The 24,572-nt window shown below is 64.5% G+C and carries 24 protein-coding genes; 13 read left to right on the top strand and 11 right to left on the bottom strand.

Translation table 11 applies throughout. The annotated features are described in order from the left end of the window. Nucleotides 1-636 precede the first annotated feature (636 nt). The 3 genes from AC1VVK_RS08045 (at nucleotide 637) to AC1VVK_RS08035 (ending at nucleotide 4,598) form a co-directional block, all read left to right on the top strand. Nucleotides 637-2,547 carry a ribonucleoside-diphosphate reductase subunit alpha gene (locus AC1VVK_RS08045; RefSeq protein WP_243652706.1) on the top strand — a complete coding sequence of 637 codons (1,911 nt, stop codon included), beginning with the start codon at nucleotides 637-639 and terminating at the stop codon, nucleotides 2,545-2,547. 357 nt (nucleotides 2,548-2,904) lie between these two features. After that, a complete protein-coding gene (locus AC1VVK_RS08040) occupies nucleotides 2,905-4,035 on the top strand; it encodes a glycerophosphodiester phosphodiesterase (protein WP_482905046.1) in 1,131 nt (376 codons plus the stop codon). 125 nt (nucleotides 4,036-4,160) lie between these two features. After that, complete coding sequence (locus tag AC1VVK_RS08035; protein ID WP_482905045.1) at nucleotides 4,161-4,598, top strand: hypothetical protein; 438 nt, start codon at nucleotides 4,161-4,163, stop codon at nucleotides 4,596-4,598. Between the two features lie 157 nt (nucleotides 4,599-4,755). Here the strand turns inward: AC1VVK_RS08035 and AC1VVK_RS08030 are convergent, their stop codons facing one another. The 5 genes from AC1VVK_RS08030 to AC1VVK_RS08010 form a co-directional block, all read right to left on the bottom strand. Next, complete coding sequence (locus AC1VVK_RS08030) at nucleotides 4,756-6,267, bottom strand: alginate export family protein (RefSeq protein WP_482905044.1); 1,512 nt, start codon at nucleotides 6,265-6,267, stop codon at nucleotides 4,756-4,758. Nucleotides 6,268-6,358: 91 nt separating this feature from the next. Beyond that, nucleotides 6,359-7,666, bottom strand: coding sequence for an MFS transporter (locus AC1VVK_RS08025; protein ID WP_482905043.1), 1,308 nt, complete (start codon nucleotides 7,664-7,666; stop codon nucleotides 6,359-6,361). A 73-nt stretch (nucleotides 7,667-7,739) separates the two neighbouring features. After that, entirely contained in the window at nucleotides 7,740-8,126 is a 387-nt protein-coding gene (locus tag AC1VVK_RS08020; RefSeq protein WP_482905042.1) for a hypothetical protein, read from the bottom strand. Between the two features lie 331 nt (nucleotides 8,127-8,457). Then, nucleotides 8,458-10,884, bottom strand: coding sequence for a PQQ-dependent dehydrogenase, methanol/ethanol family (locus AC1VVK_RS08015; RefSeq protein ID WP_482905041.1), 2,427 nt, complete (start codon nucleotides 10,882-10,884; stop codon nucleotides 8,458-8,460). Between the two features lie 190 nt (nucleotides 10,885-11,074). Then, on the bottom strand, nucleotides 11,075-11,302 hold the full coding sequence (locus tag AC1VVK_RS08010; protein WP_132390119.1) for a DUF2171 domain-containing protein: 228 nt from the start codon (nucleotides 11,300-11,302) through the stop codon (nucleotides 11,075-11,077). A gap of 374 nt (nucleotides 11,303-11,676) precedes the next feature. On the opposite strand from AC1VVK_RS08010, the gene AC1VVK_RS08005 reads away from it, so the two are divergent. Then, complete coding sequence (locus AC1VVK_RS08005; protein WP_132390121.1) at nucleotides 11,677-12,066, top strand: PepSY domain-containing protein; 390 nt, start codon at nucleotides 11,677-11,679, stop codon at nucleotides 12,064-12,066. 56 nt (nucleotides 12,067-12,122) lie between these two features. Here AC1VVK_RS08005 and AC1VVK_RS08000 read toward each other — a convergent pair whose 3' ends face one another. Beyond that, nucleotides 12,123-12,365: a DUF2171 domain-containing protein gene (locus tag AC1VVK_RS08000; RefSeq protein WP_243652682.1), complete on the bottom strand. Its 243-nt coding sequence runs from the start codon at nucleotides 12,363-12,365 to the stop codon at nucleotides 12,123-12,125. A 318-nt stretch (nucleotides 12,366-12,683) separates the two neighbouring features. Here AC1VVK_RS08000 and AC1VVK_RS07995 point away from each other — a divergent pair, with 318 nt between their 5' ends. Next, nucleotides 12,684-13,736 carry a ribonucleotide-diphosphate reductase subunit beta gene (locus AC1VVK_RS07995; RefSeq protein WP_132390125.1) on the top strand — a complete coding sequence of 351 codons (1,053 nt, stop codon included), beginning with the start codon at nucleotides 12,684-12,686 and terminating at the stop codon, nucleotides 13,734-13,736. Between the two features lie 348 nt (nucleotides 13,737-14,084). Here the strand turns inward: AC1VVK_RS07995 and AC1VVK_RS07990 are convergent, their stop codons facing one another. The 4 genes from AC1VVK_RS07990 to AC1VVK_RS07975 form a co-directional block, all read right to left on the bottom strand. Beyond that, a complete protein-coding gene (locus AC1VVK_RS07990) occupies nucleotides 14,085-14,651 on the bottom strand; it encodes a thermonuclease family protein (RefSeq protein ID WP_482905040.1) in 567 nt (188 codons plus the stop codon). A gap of 22 nt (nucleotides 14,652-14,673) precedes the next feature. After that, nucleotides 14,674-15,030, bottom strand: a complete 357-nt coding sequence (locus AC1VVK_RS07985; protein ID WP_482905039.1) for a PilZ domain-containing protein — start codon at nucleotides 15,028-15,030, stop codon at nucleotides 14,674-14,676. 122 nt (nucleotides 15,031-15,152) lie between these two features. Next, the gene (locus tag AC1VVK_RS07980) at nucleotides 15,153-15,743 is read right to left on the bottom strand and encodes a hypothetical protein (RefSeq protein WP_482905038.1); all 591 of its coding nucleotides are present in this window, start codon (nucleotides 15,741-15,743) and stop codon (nucleotides 15,153-15,155) included. A gap of 28 nt (nucleotides 15,744-15,771) precedes the next feature. Then, complete coding sequence (locus tag AC1VVK_RS07975; RefSeq protein WP_482905037.1) at nucleotides 15,772-16,140, bottom strand: DUF4870 family protein; 369 nt, start codon at nucleotides 16,138-16,140, stop codon at nucleotides 15,772-15,774. Between the two features lie 233 nt (nucleotides 16,141-16,373). Between AC1VVK_RS07975 and AC1VVK_RS07970 the strand changes: the two genes are divergently transcribed. Then, on the top strand, nucleotides 16,374-17,849 hold the full coding sequence (locus AC1VVK_RS07970) for a carboxylesterase/lipase family protein (protein WP_482905036.1): 1,476 nt from the start codon (nucleotides 16,374-16,376) through the stop codon (nucleotides 17,847-17,849). A 163-nt stretch (nucleotides 17,850-18,012) separates the two neighbouring features. On the opposite strand, the gene AC1VVK_RS07965 is transcribed toward AC1VVK_RS07970, so the two are convergent. After that, a complete protein-coding gene (locus AC1VVK_RS07965) occupies nucleotides 18,013-19,335 on the bottom strand; it encodes a NupC/NupG family nucleoside CNT transporter (RefSeq protein WP_482905035.1) in 1,323 nt (440 codons plus the stop codon). Between the two features lie 102 nt (nucleotides 19,336-19,437). Here AC1VVK_RS07965 and AC1VVK_RS07960 point away from each other — a divergent pair, with 102 nt between their 5' ends. The 7 genes from AC1VVK_RS07960 (at nucleotide 19,438) to AC1VVK_RS07930 (ending at nucleotide 24,407) form a co-directional block, all read left to right on the top strand. Then, entirely contained in the window at nucleotides 19,438-20,115 is a 678-nt protein-coding gene (locus AC1VVK_RS07960) for a queuosine precursor transporter (protein ID WP_482905034.1), read from the top strand. A gap of 75 nt (nucleotides 20,116-20,190) precedes the next feature. After that, the gene (gene argB / locus AC1VVK_RS07955) at nucleotides 20,191-21,090 is read left to right on the top strand and encodes an acetylglutamate kinase (protein WP_482905033.1); all 900 of its coding nucleotides are present in this window, start codon (nucleotides 20,191-20,193) and stop codon (nucleotides 21,088-21,090) included. Between the two features lie 49 nt (nucleotides 21,091-21,139). After that, nucleotides 21,140-21,688, top strand: a complete 549-nt coding sequence (locus tag AC1VVK_RS07950; protein WP_132390146.1) for a hypothetical protein — start codon at nucleotides 21,140-21,142, stop codon at nucleotides 21,686-21,688. A 193-nt stretch (nucleotides 21,689-21,881) separates the two neighbouring features. After that, entirely contained in the window at nucleotides 21,882-22,175 is a 294-nt protein-coding gene (locus tag AC1VVK_RS07945) for a YggT family protein (protein ID WP_132390148.1), read from the top strand. Continuing rightward, entirely contained in the window at nucleotides 22,175-23,071 is an 897-nt protein-coding gene (gene folD, locus AC1VVK_RS07940; RefSeq protein ID WP_482905032.1) for a bifunctional methylenetetrahydrofolate dehydrogenase/methenyltetrahydrofolate cyclohydrolase FolD, read from the top strand. The genes AC1VVK_RS07945 and folD overlap by 1 nt, the downstream gene beginning before the upstream one ends. After that, nucleotides 23,068-23,769 (top strand): hypothetical protein, encoded by a 702-nt coding sequence (locus tag AC1VVK_RS07935; protein ID WP_482905031.1) that lies wholly within the window; start codon nucleotides 23,068-23,070, stop codon nucleotides 23,767-23,769. The genes folD and AC1VVK_RS07935 overlap by 4 nt, the downstream gene beginning before the upstream one ends. Nucleotides 23,770-23,774: 5 nt before the next feature. After that, complete coding sequence (locus AC1VVK_RS07930) at nucleotides 23,775-24,407, top strand: MarC family protein (RefSeq protein WP_132390155.1); 633 nt, start codon at nucleotides 23,775-23,777, stop codon at nucleotides 24,405-24,407. Nucleotides 24,408-24,572: the final 165 nt, after the last annotated feature.

Genomic DNA, 24,572 nt, shown 5'->3' with positions numbered 1-24,572 from the left:
CGATGAAGGAGTTCCCACGCGTCGCGATGGCTAGCGCGATGTAAACCCCCGCTCCGCAATTGACCTTGGGCACCGAACCCCCACTTGCGTTGGAAACCAGAAAGGGCACTATGGGTTGTGGCGCGTCGGTCGCGGGGCATCTAGACCTAGGTATATCGTTCCTGGACCGGCGGGGGGTCGGTTGGAATGATTCCAGGCCCGGTGCAACGTTTTCAGGACTATTCGCGCCGGGGTCGGTCAGGGAATTTTGTTCTCTTTTTGTGCTGCCCGTGCTAGCCGGTTCGATCCCTCGTCCCGGCGACTCGCGCGGATGATGCGGTCGGCTCCGATGTGAATTTGTGAACGCGCCATATGGCGCTTCGATGACGCCGATTTTGAAGCAACCGGGGGGCAAACGTGGATTTCAGGAACGGAAGCGACGCTGAAGTGAACAGCTCCGATGTGATGCAAGACGGCCAGGTGGAAATGCCCGGCTTTGAATTGACCAGTTTCGATATGACGGGCGGCAGTGCCGGAAAGGCACCCGCCCAGACTGCCGCCAACAAGGCTGCTGCCAATAGGACTGCCCCGAAGACGCCAAAAGCGAACAGGGTCACGAAACACGAAAAGGAGGCGGGCGTGAGCCCGGCAATCGCCATGGATAAGACCGATACCGCTTCGGCAGCACTGGTGGCCGACGCTCTCCTCGCAGCGGCCACCACGGCCGTCGCCGCACCGCGCGTCAGCGATTCGAAGACGATCAACGCGCGCCGCTTCACCATCGTCACCGACGATGCGCGCGATGCGCTGCTGACCGACTTCGGCAAGGAAACGCTGGACGATCGCTACCTGCTGCCGGGTGAGAAGTATCAGGACCTGTTCGCCCGTGTGGCCGATGCCTATTCGGACGATCAGGACCACGCCCAGCGCATCTACGACTACATCTCGAAGCTGTGGTTCATGCCCGCCACCCCCGTTCTCTCGAACGGCGGCACCGGCCGCGGGTTGCCGATCTCGTGCTACCTGAACTCGGTGGACGATAGCCTCGAAGGCATTCTGGCCACCTGGACCGAGAACGTCTGGCTCGCCTCGCGCGGTGGCGGCATCGGCACTTACTGGGGCAACGTGCGCGGCATCGGTGAGCCGGTCGGCCTCAACGGCAAGACCAGCGGCATCATTCCCTTCGTACGCGTGATGGATTCGCTGACCCTCGCGATCTCGCAGGGTTCGCTGCGTCGCGGTTCGGCCGCCTGCTATCTCGACGTTTCGCACCCGGAGATCGAGGAGTTCCTCGAAATCCGCAAGACTTCGGGCGACTTCAACCGCAAGGCGCTGAACCTGCACCACGGCGTGCTGCTGACCGACGAGTTCATGGAAGCCGTCCGCGACGGCACGGACTTCGATCTGCGCAGCCCCAAGGACGGTTCGGTGCGCGGCACTGTCCACGCCCGCTCGCTGTTCCAGAAGCTGGTGGAGGTCCGCCTCGCCACCGGTGAGCCCTATCTGGTGTTCTCCGACACCGTGAACCGCACGATGCCCAAGCATCACCGCGATCTCGGCCTCAAGGTTTCGACCTCGAACCTCTGCTCGGAAATCACGCTGCCCACCGGCCGCGATCACCTTGGCAACGACCGTACGGCCGTGTGCTGCCTCTCCTCGCTCAACCTCGAAACCTGGGAAGAGTGGAAGGGCGAGAAGCGCTTCGTCGAAGACGTACTGCGCTTCCTCGACAACGTGCTGCAGGACTACATCGACCGCGCGCCGGACGAGATGGCCCGTGCCCGCTACTCCGCCGCGCGTGAGCGTTCGGTCGGCATGGGCGTGATGGGCTTCCACTCGTACCTCCAGAAGCGCGGCATCGCCTTCGAAAGCGCGATGGCCAAGGCGCTGAACATGCAGATGTTCCAGCACATCGCCGCCAAGGCGGACGAAGCCTCGCTGCTGCTGGCGCAAGAACGCGGCGCCTGCCCGGACGCGGCCGACATGGGCGTGATGCAGCGCTTCAGCTGCAAGATGGCGATCGCGCCCACCGCGTCGATCTCGATCATCTGCGGCGGCACTTCGGCCTGCATCGAGCCGATCCCGGCGAACATCTACACCCATAAGACGCTCTCGGGCAGCTTCGTGGTGAAGAACCCCTATCTGCAGAAGCTGCTGGCCTCGAAGTCGAAGGACTCCACCAATGTGTGGAACTCGATCCTCGAACACGGCGGGTCGGTCCAGCAGCTCGACTTCCTCAGCCCCGAGGAAAAGGCGATCTACAAGACCAGCTTCGAAATCGACCAGCGCTGGCTGCTCGAATTCGCGGCCGACCGTACGCCCTACATCGATCAGGCACAGTCGCTGAACCTGTTCATCCCGGCGGACGTGGACAAGTGGGACCTGATGATGCTGCACTTCCAGGCCTGGGAGAAGGGCATCAAGTCGCTCTACTACCTGCGCTCGAAGTCGGTGCAGCGCGCGGGCTTTGCAGGCTCGGGCGGCGTCGAGGCGGACAATACGCCCGAAGCACCCAAGTTCGAGATCGGCGAGACGACCGACTACGACGAGTGCCTTGCTTGCCAGTAAGGTAAGCTGACAGGATCACCGAGAGACGGCTCTCCGGCCTTATGCTGGAGAGCCGTTTTCTTTTGGGAAGAACAGAAAAGTGAGCAGGGGAGCATGGCACCCCTGCACCCCCATTACCGTCTAGGTCACGCGGACCAACAGCGTTGCTCGCCCATGGCGGTGTCGGGAGACATGAATGGCCTTCGGCCGCAGGGGGGCGGGCGACAGTTCTGCGCGCGCGACGTGGACATGATGCGGGTCTGGGGGATCATCCCCCAGGACTTCCTTTTTCTTCTCCTTCCAACCCCTTCTGACCTAAATCTGTCATTCCCAAGGCCTAGCCCCGCCTCGGGAAACGCTAGCCAAGGACACTCGCCGATGATCGACCGCCGCATGTCTCGCCGTTCGCTGGTCGGTACCGGATTGGGCGTCGGGCTGGCCGCGGGTTTCGCGCCGGACGTTCTGGCGGCGGCCGGGAAAGGGCGTCCGGCCAAGCCGCTGGTGATCGGCCATCGCGGCGCTTCGGCATGGCGGCCCGAGCATACGCTGGGTTCTTATGCCAAGGCGATTGCCGACGGGGCGGACTTCATCGAGCCCGATCTGGTCAGCACCAGGGACGGTGTGCTGATCGCCCGGCATGAGAACAACATCGCCGAGACCACCGACGTATCCGTGCGGCCCGAGTTCGCCGCGCGCAAGGCGACCAAGACCGTCGATGGCGAGCAGGTGACCGGCTGGTTCACCGAGGATTTCACGCTGGCGGAGATCAAGACCCTGCGCGCGAAGGAGCGGCTGGGCCCGCTGCGGCCGGAAAGCCGGTCCTTCGACGGCAAGTTTCAGGTCGTGACGTTCGAGGAGATCGCCGATTTCGTCGCCGCCGAGTCCGCCGCGCGCGGGCGGGTGATCGGGGTGATACCGGAACTCAAGCACTCGACCTATTTCGCCGGGATCGGGCTGCCGCTGGAGCAGCGCTTTCTCGATCGGATTCATGCCGGCGCCTATCTCCAGTCCGCGCCGGTGATCGTGCAGAGCTTCGAGATCGCCAATCTCAAGTGGCTGCGGCCGCGGCTGGACGGGCTGGGCAATGTCCAGCTTCTGCAATTGACGATGCCGGGCACGACGCGTCCGGCCGATGGCGTGGCGAAGGGCTCGGGCCCCACGTTCGACGAGATGCACAGCGATGCCGGTCTGGCCGAGATGGCGACTTATGCCGACTGGGTTTCGCCCTACAACATCGCGCTGCTGGGGCGGGACAAGGACGGGAAGCTGCTGCCGCAGGGGACCGGGCTTGTTGAGCGCGCTCATGCCGCCGGGCTGCTGGTTTCGACCTGGACGTTCCGTCCGGAGAATTATTTCCTGCCCACCGACCTGCGGAATGCTGCCGGGCCGACCGCGCGCAATCCGGCGGGCTCTATCGCTGAAATCCGTCGCTATCTGGCGCTGGGGATCGACTCGTTCTTCACCGACGATCCGGCGATCGGCCGTCAGGCCGTGGACGGGCGGGGCTGATACGAAGGCAGTGCCATACCGAATGGCTTTCCGGGTCCGGCACGCTGCTCAGGCTGCGAAGTTGGGAAAGCCGCTATGCTCTCCAAGAGCCTAGCGATCATCCCCTACGATGATATGGTTGCAGAATGGAAATCTCGGCAGACTTGATACCTGAGTTGGCGCAGTGGAACGGCGGCGCAGGTATATCTGCCGACGCCTGGATAAATGGCGTTGGCCAGAGTGATCATGCGCTGGGGTATTGCGCGCTGATCTGGCCAAAGTTCGAGGCTTTTGAAGGTTACGTGCTACGTGCGCCAATCGATATTGAACGCCTACGCGGCTGGGAAAGAGGGGAGCGTACGCGAGAAGAGATCGAAACATGGATGAATATTTCGTTCCTTGAAGACGTGTTTCCCGACGAAGACGATCAGGACCCGCTCAAGGCGGCTCGCCTTACATCATTCGCCGCCATCATGGCGGACATGTGGGACGCAAAGCTTCGGCGTGCTTTCCCCGCACGTACATTCTCAATTTTTGTGATCGACGACGAAGACGATTTCGGGGTGTCTTTCCACCAGACCTAAAGCGTGGCGACTGAATGCATGGCAGCTTTTCGGTCCATCATTACGGTCTATTCGATAGGGACAATGGCGGCGAAGTCGCGCTCGGCGGTCATGGGAATCCAAAAAAGGCAGGGAAGCCTTCGCTCCCCTGCCTCCTTCTTGAGATCCGGCGTCCTGCTCAGAACTTGTAGTTCGCCATCAGGCCGAAGTAGTTGCCGTTCTTGCCGCCGTTCTGCTGGAACGAGTTGCTGGCGGCGAAGTAGGTTTCCCAAAGACGGAACGCCATCCGGTCGGTGACCTGCCACGAGGCTTCGAGGTTGAGGTCGGTACCGATCGTGCGGCTGCCCGCGTAAGGCGCGAAGCTGGCGCCCGAGGGGCCGATGTAAATGCCGTCTCCCTCGCGCGCGCGCCACAGGAAGTCCGGGCCCGCCATCACGGTGATCGCCGGGGTCGGCTTGATGGTGACCGAGGGGTAGAGGTCCATCAGGTTGGAGAAGGTGAAGAACGCAGCCTCGCTGATCAGCGGCAGGCGAGCGGCGGCGGGGACGAACGTGCCCACCTTGTTGTCGGTCAGGTCCTTGTCGCCGCTGAAGTAGTTGGCGCGCAGGCCGACGCGCGGCTTCATCGCCGTCTCGCCGAAAGTGTAGCCGCCTTCGAACATCGTGCCGAAGGCCTTGATGTCCTTGCCGATGAAAGTGCCGCTCTGGTAGGTGCTCTCAAGATCGAGGTCCCAGTGCGGGCCGCGCTTCCAGAGGCGGCCACCCCAGTTGTTGCGGTCGTCCCGGCCGACGCCGGCGGCCAGTGTCGCCCGCTCGCGGTCCATCTCGTACCAGTAGATGTCGGTGCCGAAGCCGGCGATGCGATTCGGGGCGCTGATGTAGACGCCGTGGAAGTCGATCGCGTGGTTCGGGCCGTCGTCGAAGGTGCCCGGATCGATCTGGATCGGCTTCACCGCGAACATGTCGACCGAGACCTTGCCCGGCAGGATGTAGGTGGCGCGTATGCCCTGATAGGTGAAGCGCATGTTCAGGCCTTCGCGCACGCCCACCAGCTTGCCATTGCCCAGCGGCATTTCGAAGCGGCCGGGGCGGAAGGTGATCTTGCCGGCCTTGCCCAGCGGCACCGTCACATCGACGAAGGCCTGGTAGATATCCACCTTGTCGCGGTTGGGCACGGTGGGGAACTGCTCGCCGAATTCGCGGTTGTCGCCCAGTTCGAGGTAGGCGCGCAGGTTCGGGCCGACATGCAGGTCCGCCAGCAGGCGCAGGCGCGACTGGACCGGATCGTTGTTGTCGTTCGGCTTGAGGCCAAGCGACGAGTGATTCCAGTCGGTGTAATAGACCCGGGCTTCGCCGCCGAGCGTCAGATAGACGTCGTCATTGGCGATCGGGATGTGCTTGATCTTTTCCAGCAGCGGCGCGTTGGCGTCGGGCCGCTTTGACCAGTCCTCGGTCCAGCGGATGTTCTGCGGCAGGCCCGCAGGACCGGGGCGGCCGCCGGGGACGGCCTCGGCCGGACGCGACTGCGACTTGGCGGGGCGGATGCCCGGAGGGGCCTGGGTGGAAAGGGTGCCGCTCTCGTCGGTCTTGGCGGTGTCGGGCGGAACCGACTGCGCCAGTGCGGGATCGAAAGCGAAAGTCGCCGCAGCGGCAGTGCCGCAGGCAAGCAGGGTCAGGGCGCGGGGGCGCATGGTGAAAAATCCTCTCTGGAGCATGCTTCTAATTTAGATGGGTGACGGCCGGCAGGGGGCCGACCGTTCCCATTCTTTTGGTTTCGGGCCGTCAGGCGACTGCATTCTCGCGGTAACGGACCATCGAAAGAATGACACCGGCAACCAGCGTACCGCAGGCCAGCGTCATGGCGACGGGCGCGAGGCCCCAGCCTGCGTTGAACAGCAGGCCTGCCGCAATCGGGCCGAACGCGGCGCCCGCACGGCCTACGCCGATCACCAGTCCGGTACCGCCGCCGCGCAAGGCAGCGGGGTAGCTCTGGGCGATCACCGCATAGAAACCAGCGATGGCCGCGTTGGTGAAGAAGCAGGCGATGCAGGCGATCAGCGAAAGGCCGCCAAGCGTCGTGAAGCCCTGTCCGAACATGGCGACGGCAATCGCGCCGAGGACCATGGAGCAGACCACCAGCGGGCGAATGCCGATCTTCTGGCTGAGCAGGCTGACCGTGACCGAGCCGATGGCGCCGCCCACATTGGCCCAGACCAGCACGCCGCCCGCCGATGCCGGCGCGAAGCCGAGGTCGACGACGATCTTCGGGATCCACTTCACCAGGAAGTAGAAGGTCATCATGTGGAAGAAGCAGACGGCGGTCAGCATGATCGTCACGCTGGCAAGGCCCGGCGCGAAGAGCGCGGCGACGCTGGTGCGTTCCTTGACCGGATCGGCGGGCGGCAACGTGTCCAGCGGCTGGCGGTTCTGAAGGACCAGCGTGCGGTTGATCTTCTTGAGCGCGCCGGCGGGGCGCTTGAGCAGCAGGAAGGCCATCGTCTCGGGCACCAGCCAGAGCACCAGCGGGATGAAGCAGGCGGTCACGATCGCGCCGAATTCGAAGACCGATTGCCAGCGGCCGGTCGCGGCGAGCAGCCCGGCGGCGACCGAGCCGCCGACGATGGCGCCCATCGGATAGCCGCCCGCCATGATCGCGACGGTGAGGTTGCGGCGGCGTGCGTTGGAGCATTCGGCGACGACCGCATTGGTCGCGGCGAGCATGCCGCCGATGCCAAGGCCGGTGAACAGGCGATAGACCGAAAGGACCGGCACGCTATCGGCGGTGGACGCCATGAACATGCCGATGCTCATGATGACGAGGCAGGCGAGCAGCATGGGGCGGCGGCCGACGCGGTCGGCAAGGCTGCCCAGCACGAATGCGCCGATGCCCATGCCGAACAGTTCCATCGACAGCACCAGGCCCAGTGCGGCACGATCGATACCCCAATCCTTGGAAATGCCGGGCGCGGCAAAGCTGATCGACAGAACATCGAAGCCGTCGAGGGCGTTGAGCGCGGTTGCGATGCCGACGGCAATGACTTGCCGGTAATGCATCGGTTCGCGCGCAATTATGGCGCGGGGGTCTTCCATGCACTTCTCCTGTAGTTCCGCTGCCGCTTGTCTTGCTCTTCAGGCGCGGTCGTATTTGTTGTCTCAGGGCGGTTCAGCCGTCACGGGCCGGTGCCGCCACCGAATATGTGCGCCGCTGGTCGCGGGTCTTCATGGAGTCCTCAAGCGTCTCTCTACGCATTGAGGCACAAATGCGCAGATTGGATAGCCCCGAAACTGCCGCCAGTTTCTCCGGCACGAAGGAGATTGCGCCGCACGGAATCGACCCCTGCCGATTACGGCGGCAGACAAGATACTGTTCTTCCGTGGTAAGTTTTGAGGCGGTGAGGACGGCCTGCTCGTCGGCGTGGAAGCCGGCTCGGGCCGCGGGGGCCACCGGCGAGCGGAGCACGCGGTTGAGGCGATAAGCTTTGGTGCTGCGGTCAAGCACACCGGGAAAAGAGCGTTCGATTCGCTCTGCGTGCGCCGACTGCTCGTCCATGCGGGCTGTCCTTTATTCGCATCCGTTCCCATGTGGCCCGGTTCCGGATGGGCTGGAGCCCACCGATCCTGCCGCTTTTGTCCCTTTTTAGCACACAGCGACGCGGAGACGCAGAAAGATCGTGCTGCGCCGCCGTCTCTGCGTGGATCCAGAAATGCGGGCCCCCCGCCTTCGCGGGGGCGACGAAGTTCTTTGGGTGGGGGGATGATTCAGGCGATCGCTCCGCCATTCTGCGGAGCCGGATCGCGCCGGAGTATTTGGCCGAAGCGGCGGGCGGGCAGCAAAAAGGGCGCCGACAGCCTGTGCTGCCGGCGCCCTTTTCATTCGGTCTTCAGGGACGCGAGCCGGTCAGCGGGAAAGTGCCGAAAGGCCCATTGGCGTTCTCCCCGGTCATCCGGCCGTCCTTCACGGTCACGTCGTAGCTGACCGTGATCGGCATCGGCATCGAGGCCTTGCCGTCGAACCTCGCGCGGCCGTCCTTGATTCCGCCCGCGACGTTGACGGTGCCTTGCTCGGCTCTGACCTTGCCGGTCACCACGTTGCCGTTCACCGTCAGGTCCATCACGGCCTTTTGCGGGCCGACCGGGGTCTGGATCACGATGGCCCATTTGCCGACGAAGTCCTGCGGCTTGGCGGTGCTGGCGGCGGCCGCCTTGGCCTTGTCCAGCAGCGCCTGCTTCTCGGCAGGAGCCGCCTGAGCGCGGGCCCGCAGGTAGAAGCGGATCGTTTCCAGATCGCTGTCCGAAATGTCCGCGAAGGGCGGCATGCCGTTCATCTTCAGCCCGCCTTCTTTCACGACCTGCCGGAACGTCGCCGCGTCGGTGATGATCGGCGAGTAGCGCAGATCGGGTGCGGCGCCGCCGCCCACGGCGTTCCAGCCGTGGCAAACGATGCAGGCCCGGGTCCCGAACAGCATCGCCCCTGCCTGCGCTTTGGCGAGGTCAGGCTTGAAAGTGGGATCCTGCGGCGGAGTCGGCTCGACATAGGTGTAGGGCGGGATCGTGTCCGTGCCATTGAGCGCGAACGTCAGCACCCGGCGCGGCAAGCGATAGTCGGTGCGATAGGCCGCGTTGCCGAGCGACTGCATGCCCGCACCCTGACCGCCCGCGCCGGTGATGACAGTGACGTACTGCTTGCCGTTCATGCGATAGGTGATCGGCGCGCCGACGATCGGGCTCTCGGTCTTGAAGGACCAGAGTTCTTTGCCGGTCTTCGCATCGCGGGCGACGAACTTGCCGTCCACTTGCCCTTCGAACACCAGCCCGCCGCCGCTGGCCATCACGCCGCCGGGCCATGTGCCGGGCAGTTCGACTTCCCAGGCCAGCGTCTGCGTCACCGGGTTCCAGGCGCGCAGGAAGCTCTTGTGGCCGCCGGGCAGTTCGACTTCGGGGATCAGCGTGACGCCCATGCCCTTGCTGATCTCGCCGCCGCCGTTCTGACCGTCACCGATCAGCGCGCCCATCTCCAGCACCGGGATATAGACCAGCCCGGTCTGCGGGCTGTAGGCCTGCGGCATCCACGAATGCGCGCCGGTCGGCCCCGGCCACATCTCGAACATGCCGGGCTTGCCGGCATAGCGAATGCCGGGGTTTTCCACCGGGCGGCCGGTCTTCTTGTCGATATGGTCCGCCCAGCTGACCTTGGCGATCTTCTCGGCGGAGATGAATTCGCCGGTCTTGCGGTCGATCACGTAGAAGAAGCCGTTCTTCGGTGCCTGCATCAGCACCTTGCGGTCCTTGCCGTCGATCTTCAGCGTCGCCAGCGACATGTCGGTAGTGGCGGTGCAGTCCCACTGCTCGCCGGGGCAGACCTGATAGTGCCACTTGTATTCGCCGGTATTCGCATCGACCGCGACGATCGAGGCGAGGAACAGGTTGTCGCCGCCGCCGGGGCTGCGCAAGTTCTGGTTGTACGGGAAGCCGTTGCCGATGCCGAGGTAGATCATGTTCAGCTCAGGATCGTAGCTGAAGGCGTTCCACGCGGTGCCGCCGCCGCCGCGCCGGGTGCCGTCCGGGTTCTTCCAACCGCTCGGCCATGTCTTGCGCATGACCGCTTCGGCCTTCTGATTGACCGGCGAAACCTCGTCCCCCGGCGTGGTGTAGAAGCGCCAGGCGAGCTTGCCGCTCTTCTCGTCATAGGCCGAAACGAAGCCGCGCGCGGGGCTGATGTCCGCGCCGCCGAAGCCGACTATGACCTTGCCGCCGAACACGCGCGGCGCGCCGTTCGAATTGCGCGGGGCCTGATCGGGATAGTCGTAGGTCTTCCACGCTTCCTTGCCGGTCTTGGCGTCGAGCGAGATCACGTAGCCATCGGTGGTGACCAGGAAGACGTGTCCGGCATCGTAGGCGATGCCCTTGTTGCCCCAGTTCATCTGCAAGGCCGACTTCGCGCGCTCCCGCGTGCCGCCGTCGTATTCCCACAATTGCTTGCCGGTCACCGCGTCGAGCGCGCGGATATGCGAGTGGCCGCTGGTGAGGAAGACCTTGCCCTCCGCCATCAGCGGAGTGCTGGCGGTATAGCCCGGCTCCAGGTCGACGTGCCACGCCAGCTTGAGATTGCCGACCGTGTCGGTGTTGATCTCGTCCAGCGGCGAATAGTGCGTCTCGCCCGGCGTGCGGCCCCAGCTCGGCCATTCGTCGGGATCGGCGATCATCCCCTGTTCGATGGTCTGCGCGGGCTTGTGGCAGGCTGACAGCGCCAGAGGCGCCAGCACCGCAAGGGCAAGGCGCAGCGCGGCGGTAACGGGACGTGCGTTCAAGGCTTCTTCCCCGGATTGTCTTGTCTTTTCCGGACAAGGGCTATCAGCCGCGCGCCGCCTTGGGAAGAGTTGCTATACTGAGTGTATCATATCTTGGGGGCCTTCATCGCCCACGCGAAAGGCCCCGACCCTCCGCGCGAATGTTTCGCATGGAAAACCGGGGCCCTCGGGCATCAGACACCCAGGGGATTCAGCGGGTGCCAGTGCCCATGGGGATGGGGGTGCCTTCCTTCAGATAGACGCGATTGTCCTCGATCCGGTCGACATTATCGAAGGCGATGAAGTGGTGGGCACCGTCGGAACTATCGGATCGGGTCAGCTTGATCTGGTCATCCTTCACCTCGTCGATAGTGCCGACATGTTGGCCGCCGGCATCGGCGACTTCCATATGCTCACGAATGCGTAGCTTCTCGAACATGAGACGTTCTCCCGAATTTTTGCGTGTGATGCAGGAAGAACGGGTGGGCTTGAGCCTTCGTTCCGTCACTGGTCCGAGCGGGGCCACGGTTCGTGGAGTCCAAGCAAATTGGGCCTGCTAGAGTCTCTTTTGGAAAATGCCCATTGGGCATTTTCGGCGCGGCACCGGCCCACTCCCCACCCGACCACCCACGAGTGTATCCTGATGGGAGGTCGGGTGGGGGAGTGGGCCGGTGCCGCGAAATTCGCCTTCAGCGAATTTCCAAACAGTCGGCCCTGCGACAATTTGCGGCTTGAGAAGGCGCGGCGCCCGCGCTTTTTATCCGCGCTTCTTTCCGGTGCGACCAATCCACAGAGACGGGGACATATTCGACCATGCGCAAATGGCATCGCTGGCTTTCGATCTTTTTCGGCATCTTCATTCTCTGGATCGCGGTCACCGGCGTCCTGAGTCAGGTCGCGGCGCTCTGGCCCACCGGACAGACGGCGGCCGAGGCGAAAGCGGCTGCCACGCCGCCGCCGGGATTCGTCTGCCCCGAAGGCTGGCGCTGCATGCCGCCGCGCCCGGAAGGCGGCCTGCGCTCGATGGTGGGGCTGTTCCACCACCTGCATTCGGGCGAGACGTTCGGCCCGATCGGCACGCTGATCTCGGTGCTTTCGGGGCTGGCGCTGATGTTCTTCTCGTTCTCGGGGATCTGGCTCTACGTGCAGATGTGGCGTTTCCGGAACAGGCGGGAACTGGCGCCGCGCTGGTTCTGGAAATGATCGGTCACAGGTCTGCTTGAAAGAGCGCCGGAAGCCATTCCGGCGCTCTTTTCATCTCAGGGTTCCGCGCCCAGCCCGAACGTGGCGTCCCCGCGCGGCGCGAGCAAGATCCGCTCACCATCGATGCCGTCGATCTCGCTCACCGTGATGAAGGGGTGCCCGGCTTCGGCCAGCAGGACTTCCTGACCGTCCACCCTATCGACCACGCCGAGCACGGCACCTTCGGCATCGATCACGGTCATGCCCTTGCGCACGAAACCGGATTCGGTGGGCCAGGAGGTTTGTCCGTCATCGCTCATAAAATGTCCTCCAAAGGCCGTCATACCGGCTTGCAAGGCCCGCAATCTCGCGCGATCCGGCGAGTCGCGCAATCACCTCTGGTCTACCAGTGCTAGCGTCCCCATATTGGCGGAGGCGCAATATGTGCGCACACGGCTGTTGGTAACTCGCCGGAGCGCCTCCACAGGTCAGGTGTTTTTTGGTTATCTGGCGATCTTGCTTCGGCCATCGTGCTGCAAGCGAAGTGTTTTCGTCCCGGAACCCGCGCCGCGCCGTCATCGGCGCTTGGCGAATCGTTCCGGGCCGCCATGTGAATCGCGCACCGGAGTTGTCCGCCCATGTCCCTTCTCGAAGCCCGCAAGACCTACAAGCCCTTCGAATATCCATGGGCCTATGACTTCTGGAAGACGCAGCAGCAGATCCACTGGCTGCCCGAGGAAGTGCCGCTGGGCGAGGATTGCCGCGACTGGGCGCAGAACATCTCGGAGCATGAGCGCAACCTGCTCACCCAGATCTTCCGCTTCTTCACGCAGGCCGACGTGGAAGTGCAGGATTGCTACCACGAGAAGTACGCGCGCGTCTTCAAGCCCACCGAGATCAAGATGATGCTCACCGCCTTCTCCAACATGGAGACGGTGCACATCGCCGCCTATTCGCACCTGCTCGACACCATCGGCATGCCCGAGAGCGAATACGGCATGTTCCTTGAGTACGAGGAACTGAAGGCCAAGCACGACTACCTGCAGAAGTTCGGCGTCGACAACGACGAGGATATCGCCCGCACTCTCGCCATGTTCGGCGGCTTTACCGAGGGCGTGCAGCTCTTCGCCAGCTTCGCGATGCTGATGAACTTCCCGCGCTTCAACAAGATGAAGGGCATGGGCCAGATCGTCTCGTGGTCGGTGCGCGACGAATCACTGCACTGCGAAGGCATCATCAAGCTGTTCCACGCCTTCTGCGCGGAGCGGAATTGCCTGACCAAGGCAGTGAAGGACGACATTGCCGATCAGTGCCAGACCACGATCCGTCTGGAAGACAACTTCATCGACCTCGCCTTCGAACTCGGCCCGGTTCCGGGCATGACGCCGAAGGACATCAAGAAGTACATCCGCTACATCGCCGATTGGCGCCTTGGCCAGCTGGGCCTGAAGCCGATCTACCTGATCGACGAGCACCCGCTGCCCTGGCTTCAGCCGCTGCTCAACGGTGTGGAGCACGCCAACTTCTTCGAGACCCGCGCGACGGAATACTCGAAGGGCGCCACCCGCGGCGATTGGAACACCGTGTGGTCGAACTTCGATTCGCGTCGCAAGGTGAAGGCCAACGATGTCGATGTGGTCGAGGAACACTCGGAACCGGACATGTTCGGCGGCACGCAGGCGGCCGAGTAAGGCGCGCCGTTTTTGGCGATGCAGACGCCCGATAGGGATGACGCGTTGCCCATTCCACGGCTTCGTCGCCCCCGCCCTTCGGCTGGCCGGCAGGCCGGCCGCTCAGGATGAACTGCCCGGAGGGCAGGCGGGGGCCCCGCTTCTTGTGGACCTCTCGGCTCTACGCAAGAGAAGCGGGATCCCCGCCTTCGCGGGGATGACGCGTTTTTGGGGCAGGCTTCGCGACATCGTAGCTGACGGATTTGGCCGTACAGCCCGGGCCTCTTTGCGGTTGGCTCGGTACGCCGGGGCGTTACCGCTTCGGAAACCCCGCATCACCGGCATGCGGGGTTTTGCTTTTCCGATTCCTCAGCACCAGTTGCGGCGATAGCCGATCCAGCGCTCGGCCAATCCCTCGTCCACCAGCACCAGACCAAGGCTGTGGCCGCCGCGCGTAATGACGCGCAGTTGGCGGCCGTAGCGGTCGGTATCGCGACCATCGTTCCAGGGTTCGAGCGAGAAGGGACCCTGATTGAGCAGCTCGGTCATCCGCGCCGTGGCCCGCGCGCCGAGTGCGGCTTCCTGCGGGCAGGACGGCTCGCTCGTTTCGGGCGCATTGATGTCGGCGATGCGGATCTTCTTGCCTTCGTACCAGATGGTGTCGCCATCGACGACGCAGGTACGGCGCGCGCGGCCGTGGCAATGCGCGAAGTGGGCGGCGTCGGTATCATGGACGGTGGCGGCGAAGGGGAGCCGGACGGACGGTGCGCCGGGCCAAAAGTACACCCCCGCCGCAATGGCGAGCGGGGCCACGATCCAGATCGGCGACAGACGCAGACGGCGCGACCTTGGAGGCGCCTTCGGGCGCGTATAGCCCTGCTGCGGATCGCGGGCCCCGGCGATAGGGATCACATTGGAACGGCGACGAAAAAACATGATTCACGCAATGAGGGCTGGGTCAGGTCCCGTATTCGCGCGCTTCGGTTTCGTCAAATTCGCCCCGGCAAGTGCGGATCAGGCTGTCCAGTTCGGCGCGGTGGAAGGCGTGTGTCAGCCGGACACCCAGTATGCCGCCCTCGGTCCAGCGCACGCGCCCCTCGATCGGCGGTGCCCCATCGACCTTGATGATCACTTGATCCGCGATTTCGAGCGCGACGACATTGCTCTGGCCCGCGTCGGACAGGCAGCCGATGCGGCAGCCCTCCTGCGAAAGTTCGACAAGCAGGCCGCTGCCGATGCGGCGGCCTTCGTGATGGATTGTTGCCTTTCGGCGTACGGCGAAGCGCTGATGGGCGCTGTATCTCAACACTCTCACAGGCGGCGCCCCCCGGTCTTCCGATCCTGACTCGAACTTTATTGCTCCGAATCGAGCGTTATCCTCTATGATTACCAATTGGTTACCGCGACTTGCTCGATGCGGCAATAAGATTGAATTTATCAGCCCAGAATCTCATAGATTCGGCCGATCCAGCTCAGCAGATAGGCAAGGAACGCCAGCGGCAGCACGATGTGGAAGCGCCGGTTGGACGTCCACGCAGCCAACAGGAACAAGGCGGCGCAGACGGTCAGCCGGATCGGGTATTCGGGGCCCAACGCCTTGAGATAGGCCGCTCCCTTGATCGAAGTGTCGATCCAGTCGGCCGCGCAGACGGCCACCAGCAGGCCGAAGAACCAGACGCGCCGGGACAGGAAGTAATCCTCGTAGCCGGCGTAATCGTCCATCCATTCAGGAAACAGCAGGCTGGCCAGCAGGTAATGCAGGAAGGCGTAGCCGAGGACGAACGTGAAAAGCTCGAAGCGCCAGACGGTGATGCGGTCCAGCGCGAACTCCCACCACCAGAAGTGGACGGTCATCACCAGAATCACCGCCACCCATGCCAGGTGCGCGGGATAGAGCGGACGCCGCCGGGGGTGCTGGACGATGCCCGAAATGCCGGACAGCAGTCGGGTAAGCGCCAGACCGAGGACGACGCCCACCAGCACGCGAACGTGCAGGAAGACCTCGCTTGATGCGGCGCCGTGGCCCATCGCTAGCGCTCCCGGTGGCGGCTTTCGCTCAGACCGTCCAGGTGCCGGGATTGGGCATGGGCAGATGCTTCTGCGCGTTCAGCAGGCTCATCACGCAGCGCACGATCACCAGCACGCCCACGGCCGCCAGCACCAGCAGGCCGATCACCACGATCAGCAGCAGGCCGCCGATGATCGAGCCGATCAGGCCGATCCAGAACGTGTTGATGAGGTACTGATAATGCGAAGCCTGCCAGTCTCCATTCCCCGTCGCCTCGCCCCGCCAGACATAGGCGAGCACGATGCCGACGATGGCGGTAACCCCGGTCACGCAAGAGGCCAGATAGAGCAGGGCGATGATGGTCGGGTGGTTGAATTCGAAACCGGAACCCGAGGTGCTGCGGTCGAGATCGTCCATGATGCTCTCCCTGTATGGTCCGGGCATGATGGCCCAAGGCGGAATGCTGCCCCTATTGCCAACCCGGCGCAAGTGATGTTTCTCAAAGGGATATAGGGCCTGTTACCGGAGCGATCACTAAGGGCACCGGCATTTCGGTGCTGGTCTTGCGGCAGGTCCGGGTTACCACAGGCGTCGCACGGCCGCCGCGTCAGGGCACGGAAGCGCGGCCGGAAACGAGGGGGAGAGAGGCCGTGACCGAGATCGTGATCGAGACGCGCAGCGGAACAGTGTCCGGCGTTTGGGAGCCGGGGCTGACGCGCTTTCTGGGCATTCCCTATGCGAAGGCCGGCCGCTTCGAGGCGCCGGGCCCGGTTCCGCCATGGCAGGGCGTGCGTGCGGCCGATCGCTTCGGGCGGCAATGCCCGCAGCAGTTCGGCGGCAAAGTCCGCCGCGATGTGCTGGAGAGCGAGGTCTATGGCGAGGATTGCCTCTACCTCAATGTCTATTGTCCCGAGGGCGGGGCACCAGAAGGCGGTGTAGGGGGCCCGAAACCGGTCATGGTCTGGATCCACGGCGGCGCTTTCCTTGCGGGCGGGGCCAATTCCTATGACGCCTCCCGGTTGGCGCGCGAGGGCGACATCGTGGTCGTCACCATCAATTACCGGATCGGCGTGCTGGGCTTCGTGAACTTCGGCGACGCGCTGGGAATCCCGGCGATCCCGTCCAATCTCGGTCTGCGCGACCAGATCGCGGCGCTGGAATGGGTGCGTGACAATATCGCCGATTTCGGCGGCGATCCGGGCAAGGTGACGATCTGCGGCCAGTCTGCGGGGTCGATGTCCGTCTCGCTGCTCCTGCTTTCGCCGCTGGCGCGCGGGCTGTTTCACAGTGCCGTGATGCAGTCCGGCGCGGTGAGCCTGATCCACGACCGCGAGCGGTCGATCCGGGACGCTCGCCGCTTTGCCGAAGTTCTGGGGTTGGACCAGTCGAGCCTGCAGCGCCTCAAGTCGATGGATATTGCCGAGCTGATGGAAGGGCAGACGGCCGTCGGCAAGCAGTTGAAGAACGCCATTCCCGCCGCGCCCTGGTATGACGGGGATGTCTTGCCTGCCTCGTTCGAAGCCGCGCTTGCGACCCCGGCCGCGCCGGTTCCGCTGCTGGCCGGCGCCACGCGCGATGAAGTGCGGCTGTTCGACGTGATGCCGGGGGACATCCTGCCCACCAAATGGCCGGATCTCGAAGCCTTGTTGCACGATCAGTTCGGGGCGGAACAGGCAGCCCGAATTCTCGCCGCCTATCCGCGCAACCGCAAGGGGCGGATTGCGCTGGGGTCCGACCTGACGTTCATGATGCCCACCCGCCACTTCGCCGAGCGGCATGCCCGGCACAGCCCGACGTGGTTCTACCGGTTCGATTACTCCCATCCGCTGGTCGGCCCCACGCACGGGCTCGATCTCACAGTGTTCTGGCCTTTCAGCGGGCTCAAGATGGCGCTGGTTCGGGGCGGTCCGGACAGTGGCCGCCGGGCCGAGCTGGGGCGGCGGATGCGTTCGCATGTGGCGCATTTCGTGCGGCACGGCGATCCGGGCGACATGTGGCCGCGCTATGAGGAGACGGCGCGCAAGGTGCGGATCTATGACCTTGCCGACCGTTTCGAGGCGAACCCGGAGGCGGAACGCTATGCGGTCTGGGCCGGGCGGGATGTGGAGCCGGGGCGGGGGAAGTAGGGCGGCAGGGCTGCACTTTCCCCACAGAGCCTCGTCATCCCCGCGAAGGCGGGGATCCCGCTTGTTCCGGCGAGCATGGCGAAAAGGAAGCGGGGCCCCCGCCTTCGCGGGGGCGACGGAGTGAGTGGGCTCCGCATCGCGCCAGCCCCCGAAACGATACCTCTCAGTTCAGTCCAAGGAACAGCCCGGCCAGCGCCGCGCTCATCAGGTTCGAAAGGCTGCCCGCGCAGAGCGCCCGCACGCCAAGGCGGGCGATGATCGGCCGCTGGTTGGGCGCAAGGCCACCGGTCACCGCCATCTGGATCGCGATCGACGAGAAGTTCGCAAAGCCGCAGAGCGCGAACGTCACCACGGCAACCGTGCGCGGCGAAAGCGCGGTCATGTGGCCAAGGTCGATGAAGGCGACGAACTCGTTGAGCACGATCTTGCTGCCGAACAGGCTGCCCGCCTGCAATGCCTCATGCCAGTCGGGCGTGGCGAGCAGGTAGAAGATCGGCGCGAAGACATAGCCGAGCAGGCCCTGGAACGTCACGTCGGCGAAGCCGAACATGCCGCCGACCCAGCCGACAATGCCGTTGGCCAGCGCGATCAGCGCGACGAAAGCCAAGACCATGGCGCCCACGGCAACCGCCAGCTTCACGCCGGTCTGCGCGCCTTGCGAGGCGGCCATGATGATGTTGGCGGGCTTTTCCTCGTCATGTTCGACGGCTTCGGGCTCGTCGATGTGGACGCCGGGCAGGTGAGTCACATCGGCGCGGTTGAGCGCGGCGGCGGCAGCACCGGCAGGCGGCAGGGTGCTTTCATGCACGTCCGCCTCGTCCCCGACCGGGCGCGGATCGGGCATGATCATCTTGGCCATGAAAATGCCGCCCGGCGCCGACATGAACGCGGCGGCGACGAGGAAGTCGATGCGGATGCCCATCGAGGCATAGGCCGCCAGGATCGTGCCCGCCACGCCGGCAAGGCCCACGCTCATCACGCAGAACAGCTGCGAAGGATTGAGCGAGGCAAGGTAGGGGCGGATCACCAGCGGCGCCTCGCTCTGGCCCACGAAGATGTTGGAGGCCGCGCAGAGGCTTTCCACCTTGCTGATCCCCGTCACCTTCTCCAGCGCGCCGCCGATCCAGCGGACCACCAGCGGCATGATCTTCAGGTAGTAGAGGATCGAGATCAGCGAGGCGAAGAAGATGATCACCGGCAGTGCCGAGATCGCGAAGCTGTGGCCGCCGATCTCCGGGCTGGCGAGCGGGCCGAACAGGAAATCGACGCCCGCATGCGCGAAGCCCAGCAGGCTCTGGACGCCGGAGGCCGCGCCGCCCAGCATGTCCTTGCCGAACGGGATGTAGAGCACGAACGCGGCGAGCCCCGCCTGCAAGGCGAACGCCGCACCCACCACGCGCAGACGGATTGCCTGGCGGTTGGTGGAAAGAAGAAAGGCGGCGGCCATGATGAGAACGATGCCAAGCAGGCTGTAGGCGACGTGCATCGTCCCCATTTCTCCGAAAAATGTGCTGAATCTGTGCGCAAACCTAAAGGCGCACTTTCGTGACGGCTAGTGCAATTGTTTCGCGCCCGTTAGAGCATCGTCATGGAACCGCAAGCCCCAGTAAGCGCGCAATCCCGCGCTGTGACGATCCCCCGTTCGATGTTCGTGTACATGCCGCTCTATGGCGGGCTGGTCGTGCTTGCGGGGGTTCTGGGGATCAAGATCGCCTCGCTGGGCAACTGGCCGGTGGTCGGCAATCTGGCGGTGGAATCGGGGATCTTCGCCTTCCTGTTGCTGGTGGTGCTGTCCAGCGCGGTGGCCGAACTGCACGGCACGGTTGTCGCCAACCGACTGGTGCGCTTCGGTTTTATCCCGCTGATCGTGTCGATGAGCCTGCTGACCCTGGTGATCCACGTTGTTCCGCCCGCCCCGTTCTGGCAGGATCAGGACGCCTATGCCCGCCTGCTGGGGCAGGGCGCGCGCATGCAGTTCGCGGGGCTGGTTTCCTACGGCGTGTCGCAGACCCTTAACGTCACCGTGTTCGCGCGCCTTGCCGCCGGGCGCGAGGGAAGCATGCTGATGCTGCGCGCGTGGATTGCCAGCCTGCTGTCGCAAGTGGTCGATACGCTGATCTTCATCACGATCTCGTTCGCGGGCGTGCTGCCGCTGTGGTCGATCATGGAAGGGCAGATCATCTCCAAGGTCCTGCTGTCCACGATCATGGTGCCGCCGTTCATCTGGCTCTTCGTGAAGCTTGGCCGCAAGCTGGATGGTGTCTAAGATTGCGGTGAAATAATCGGTCTTTCGGGGCCGGAAACGGGTTTTAATTCTGTGCAAGGGGTCTAAAGCGCCTCCATGCCGAATCCGCACGATCCCGCCATGCTCTCGAAGGCCGAGACGCTCGTCGATGCGCTGCCCTACATGCAGCGTTATGCCGGTCGCACGTTCGTCGTGAAATACGGCGGCCATGCCATGGGCGATCCCGAACTGGCGCGAGATTTCGCGGAAGACGTGGTCCTGCTCAAGGCGGTGGGCATCAACCCCGTGGTCGTCCACGGCGGCGGCCCGCAGATCGGTGCCATGCTCAAGACCATGGGTGTCGAATCGCGCTTCGTGGACGGGCTTCGGGTCACCGACAAGGAGACCGCCAAGGTCGCCGAAATGGTGCTCTCGGGCGTGATCAACAAGGAAATCGTCGGCTGGATCGCCGAAGCCGGTGGGAAGGCCATGGGCATTTCCGGCAAGGACGGCGGCCTTGTTACCGCGTCCAAGGTCCAGCGCACCGCCAAGGATCCGGACAGCAATATCGAGCGCCTCGTCGATCTCGGCTTCGTGGGTGAGCCTGCACGGATCGACATCGGCGTGATCGAGACGATCTCGGCTGCCGGCATGATCCCGGTGATCGCCCCGATCGCTCCGGGCGAAGACGGCCAGACCTACAATATCAATGCCGACACCATGGCCGGCGCCATTGCCGCCGCCCTCGGCGCCGCGCGGCTGTTCCTGCTGACCGACGTGCACGGCGTGCTCGACAAGCAGGGCGAACTGCTGACCGACCTTCGGCCCGCCGATATCAAGGTGCTTCAGGAAGACGGCACGATCTCCGGCGGCATGATCCCCAAGCTGGAGACCTGCGTCCACGCGGTCGAGGCCGGGTGCGAGGCGGCCGTCGTGCTTGACGGGCGGGTTTCGCATGCCATGTTGCTGGAAATATTCACGCAGGAAGGCGCCGGTACGTTGATCCGGGCCGGCTAGCTCTTCCCGCAGCAGGGGAACCTCCGGCAGAAAGGCCCATTCTATCAAGATGCGTACCAGATTCGTTCTCACCAGTGCCGTTCCGGCCTTCATGCTCCTGCTTGCAGCCTGCAACCAGCAGCCGGCCGCCGAACCGAGCGGGGGGGCAAGTCTGGATACAAGCGAGGCCGCCGTCGTCGAGGACACACCCGGTGACGATGCTACGGCTGCGGCCGCGGGCAGCCCCGCGATCAAGCTCGACGCGGATGCGCTGAACGAGCGCCGCGATCCCGAGCGTCTGCTGCGCTTCTACACCAATGCCCTGCGCGCCGGTGACTGGGCTTCTGCCGCCCGCGCCTGGAGCCTGGACGCGCAGATGACGCCAGAGAAGCTCGCCAAGGAATTCGGCGGCGATGCCAGCCCGAAGATCGCTGTGGGCAAAGGCGACGTCGAAGGCGCCGCCGGTTCGCTCTATTACGAAGCACCGCTGGTGATCGACTTTGCCGACGGACGTCCCTCGCGCCGGGGCACCATCGTCCTGCGCCGCGTCAACGACGTGCCGGGGGCGAGCGAGGAACAGCTCAACTGGCGGATCGAGCGCACTTCGACGCTACCCTGACCTGCAAGAACGCGCTGCCGGGCCCATCGCGGCCCGGCGCGAAACCGGTATTGGTCGATCCGCGTCCCACCGTGGTGGACGCGCCCTTGCCCCGGCGCGGCCTACTCGGCTATCAGCGCCTGAGAATATGCTGGAAAGTCCGCATTTCGCGGGCAGGACAGGCATGGACCCCCAAGCATTCAAGGAGCCGGCGTTGCTGTTCCTCACCCTCTACCAGATCATCGACTACCTGATCAGCATCATCGTCTTCGTGGTGATCGTGCAGTTCGTCCTCGGCCTGCTGCTCGCGTTCAACGTGGTCAACCGGCACAACCAGTTCGTTTCGGCGATCTGGACCGCGCTCAACGCGATCCTGGAACCGATGCTCCGGCCGATCCGGCGGATCATGCCGAACACCGGCGCGATCGACTTCTCGCCGATGGCGCTCATCATCGGCCTGAAGATCCTGCAAATCATTCTCGGCAATCTGGCAAGGGCTTACTACTGATGACGCAGGCGAATATCATCGACGGCAAGGCGTTTGCCGAAGGCCTGCGCGCACGTGTCGGCACCGCATCCGTGGGCTTCGAGGCCCGCACCGGCCGCAAGCCCGGCCTTGCCGTGGTGCTGGTGGGTGAGGATCCCGCCAGCCAGGTCTATGTACGCAACAAGGGCAAGCAGACGCTGGCCGCCGGCATGGCGAGCTTCGAGCACAAGCTGCCCGCCGAAACCAGCGAGGAAGACCTGCTGGCGCTGGTGCGCGAACTGAACGAAGATCCGCGCGTCGACGGCATCCTTGTCCAACTGCCGCTGCCTGCGCACATGAACGAGCAGAAGGTCATCGCCACGATCAACCCCGACAAGGACGTGGACGGTTTCCATGTCGTCAATGTCGGGCGCCTCGCCACGGGCCTGCCGGGCTTCGTGCCCTGCACGCCGCTGGGCTGCGTGATGCTGCTGAAGGACAAGCTGGGCTCGCTTTCCGGCCTTGATGCCGTGGTGATCGGCCGTTCGAACATCGTCGGTAAGCCGATGGCGCAGTTGCTGATCGCCGAAAGCTGCACGGTCACGGTCGCGCACAGCCGCACCAAGGATCTGCCCGAGGTCGTCCGCCGTGCCGACATCGTGGTGGCTGCCGTCGGCCGTCCGGAAATGGTCAAGGGCGACTGGCTCAAGCCCGGCGCTACCGTGATCGACGTGGGCATCAACCGCGTCCCGGGTGCCGAGGAAGGCAAGACGAAACTCGTGGGCGACGTCGATTTCGCCTCCGCTGCCGAAGTTGCCGGTGCGATCACGCCGGTTCCGGGCGGAGTCGGCCCGATGACCATCGCCGTCCTCTTGCGCAACACCATCGTCGCCGCCCACCGCAACGCCGGTCTGGAATTCGACGAGGGCGCCCTTTGAGCCTCGGCCGGGCTCTCGCCGGAGTGGCGGCGCTGGCACTGGTGACAACACCGGCGCTGGCCCGTCGCCCAGATCGAGCGCCCGGCGTGGGCACCGCCAACCCCAGCGCGCTGATCGCGGCGGAGATCGCCTTCGCCCGCATGGCGCGCGAGAAGGGGCAGTGGACCGCCTTTCGCGAAACCGCCGCCGAAGACGCGGTGATGTTCGTGCCGGAACCGGTCCGCGCGCAGCAATGGCTCAGTGGCCGCAAGGACCCACCCGCCGCCGTGCAGTGGCAGCCCGCGCAAGTCTGGATGAGCTGCGACGGCACCTTGGGCGTCACCAAGGGGGCCTGGCAGCGGCCGGACGGGTCGGTCGGCTACTTCACGACGATCTGGCAGAAGCGCTGGAAGAAGACCGATTACCGCTGGGTGCTCGATCAGGGCGACACGCTGGCGCAGCCTTTGCCGAATAGCGACATGCTCTCGGCGTCCGTGGCGGATTGCCCGAGCGGAGGCCCGCGCCCCGATGTGCAGCGTCCCGAACCCGCCAAGGGTCCGCCCGGCATGACCGGTGAAGGCCGTTCGGACGACGGTACGCTGACATGGTCCTACCGCGTCGCTGCCGACCAGTCCCGCGCGCTCGTCGTCTCGCTGATGAAGAACGGCACCATGACCGAAGTGATGCGCAGCGACGTCGCCGCGCCCAAGGCCCCGTAACCCGCATGTACGAACTCTTCCTCAGCGCGTTCGTCACGCTCTTCGTCGTGATCGACCCGCCCGGCTGCGCGCCGATCTATGCCGGCCTTTCGGCGGAGGCGAACCGCTCGCAGGCGATCTCCATGGCGGGCCGCGCCTGCCTCATTGCCACCGCTATCCTTGTGGTTTTCGCGCTGTTCGGCGCCCAGTTGCTGGGCGCGCTGCATATCGAACTCAACGCCTTCCGCATCGCCGGCGGCATCATGCTGTTCATGATCGCCATCGACATGGTTTTCGAAAAGCGCACCCAGCGCCGCGAGGAGCGGGCCGAGAAGATCATCGCCCACAACGCGGAAACGCCTCAGGTGGATGACGTTTCGGTGTTTCCGATGGCGATGCCGATGCTGGCGGGACCGGGCTCGATCGCCACGATCATGCTGCTGACCTCGCGCGCGCAGGGCGTGGAGCAGAAGCTGGCGATCCTTGCGGCGATGGTCTCGGTGATGGTGCTGAGCTTTGCCGCGCTGGCCGCTGCCGGACCGTTGATGCGGGTGCTGGGCGACAAGGTGGAGGCGGTGATTACGCGTCTGCTGGGCGTGCTGCTGGCGGCATTGGCGGCGCAGTATGTGATCGACGGTGTGAAGGCCGTTCTGCTCTGATTTTGGGTGGAGGTATCCTCCGCTGGCAATCAACCTCCCCAACCATAACCCGTCATCCCCGCGCAGGCGGGGATCCCGCTTGTTCTTTTAAAGCACGCAGAGACGCGGAGACGCAGAGGGTGCAGAACCGCTCGGCCTCTCTGTGTGAACCAAAAAAGCGGGGCC

The organism is Novosphingobium sp. BL-S-32 (genome assembly GCF_056857055.1).
Note: the sequence above shows the minus strand (reverse complement) of the source record. Positions and strands in the feature narration are given on the sequence as shown.

Coding starts and splice junctions, on each gene's coding strand:
- AC1VVK_RS08030 (WP_482905044.1), bottom strand. CDS start 6,267: ATGCGCCCCCGCGCCCTGACCCTGCTTGCCTGCGGCACTGCCGCTGCG.
- AC1VVK_RS08035 (WP_482905045.1), top strand. CDS start 4,161: ATGGAAATCTCGGCAGACTTGATACCTGAGTTGGCGCAGTGGAACGGC.
- AC1VVK_RS08005 (WP_132390121.1), top strand. CDS start 11,677: ATGCGCAAATGGCATCGCTGGCTTTCGATCTTTTTCGGCATCTTCATT.
- AC1VVK_RS07950 (WP_132390146.1), top strand. CDS start 21,140: ATGCGTACCAGATTCGTTCTCACCAGTGCCGTTCCGGCCTTCATGCTC.
- AC1VVK_RS07960 (WP_482905034.1), top strand. CDS start 19,438: ATGGAACCGCAAGCCCCAGTAAGCGCGCAATCCCGCGCTGTGACGATC.
- AC1VVK_RS07995 (WP_132390125.1), top strand. CDS start 12,684: ATGTCCCTTCTCGAAGCCCGCAAGACCTACAAGCCCTTCGAATATCCA.
- AC1VVK_RS07930 (WP_132390155.1), top strand. CDS start 23,775: ATGTACGAACTCTTCCTCAGCGCGTTCGTCACGCTCTTCGTCGTGATC.
- AC1VVK_RS08020 (WP_482905042.1), bottom strand. CDS start 8,126: ATGGACGAGCAGTCGGCGCACGCAGAGCGAATCGAACGCTCTTTTCCC.
- AC1VVK_RS08045 (WP_243652706.1), top strand. CDS start 637: ATGGATAAGACCGATACCGCTTCGGCAGCACTGGTGGCCGACGCTCTC.
- AC1VVK_RS08010 (WP_132390119.1), bottom strand. CDS start 11,302: ATGTTCGAGAAGCTACGCATTCGTGAGCATATGGAAGTCGCCGATGCC.
- AC1VVK_RS07990 (WP_482905040.1), bottom strand. CDS start 14,651: ATGTTTTTTCGTCGCCGTTCCAATGTGATCCCTATCGCCGGGGCCCGC.
- folD (WP_482905032.1), top strand. CDS start 22,175: ATGACGCAGGCGAATATCATCGACGGCAAGGCGTTTGCCGAAGGCCTG.
- AC1VVK_RS07965 (WP_482905035.1), bottom strand. CDS start 19,335: ATGCACGTCGCCTACAGCCTGCTTGGCATCGTTCTCATCATGGCCGCC.
- AC1VVK_RS08000 (WP_243652682.1), bottom strand. CDS start 12,365: ATGAGCGATGACGGACAAACCTCCTGGCCCACCGAATCCGGTTTCGTG.
- AC1VVK_RS08040 (WP_482905046.1), top strand. CDS start 2,905: ATGATCGACCGCCGCATGTCTCGCCGTTCGCTGGTCGGTACCGGATTG.
- AC1VVK_RS07980 (WP_482905038.1), bottom strand. CDS start 15,743: ATGGGCCACGGCGCCGCATCAAGCGAGGTCTTCCTGCACGTTCGCGTG.
- argB (WP_482905033.1), top strand. CDS start 20,191: ATGCCGAATCCGCACGATCCCGCCATGCTCTCGAAGGCCGAGACGCTC.
- AC1VVK_RS08025 (WP_482905043.1), bottom strand. CDS start 7,666: ATGGAAGACCCCCGCGCCATAATTGCGCGCGAACCGATGCATTACCGG.
- AC1VVK_RS07975 (WP_482905037.1), bottom strand. CDS start 16,140: ATGGACGATCTCGACCGCAGCACCTCGGGTTCCGGTTTCGAATTCAAC.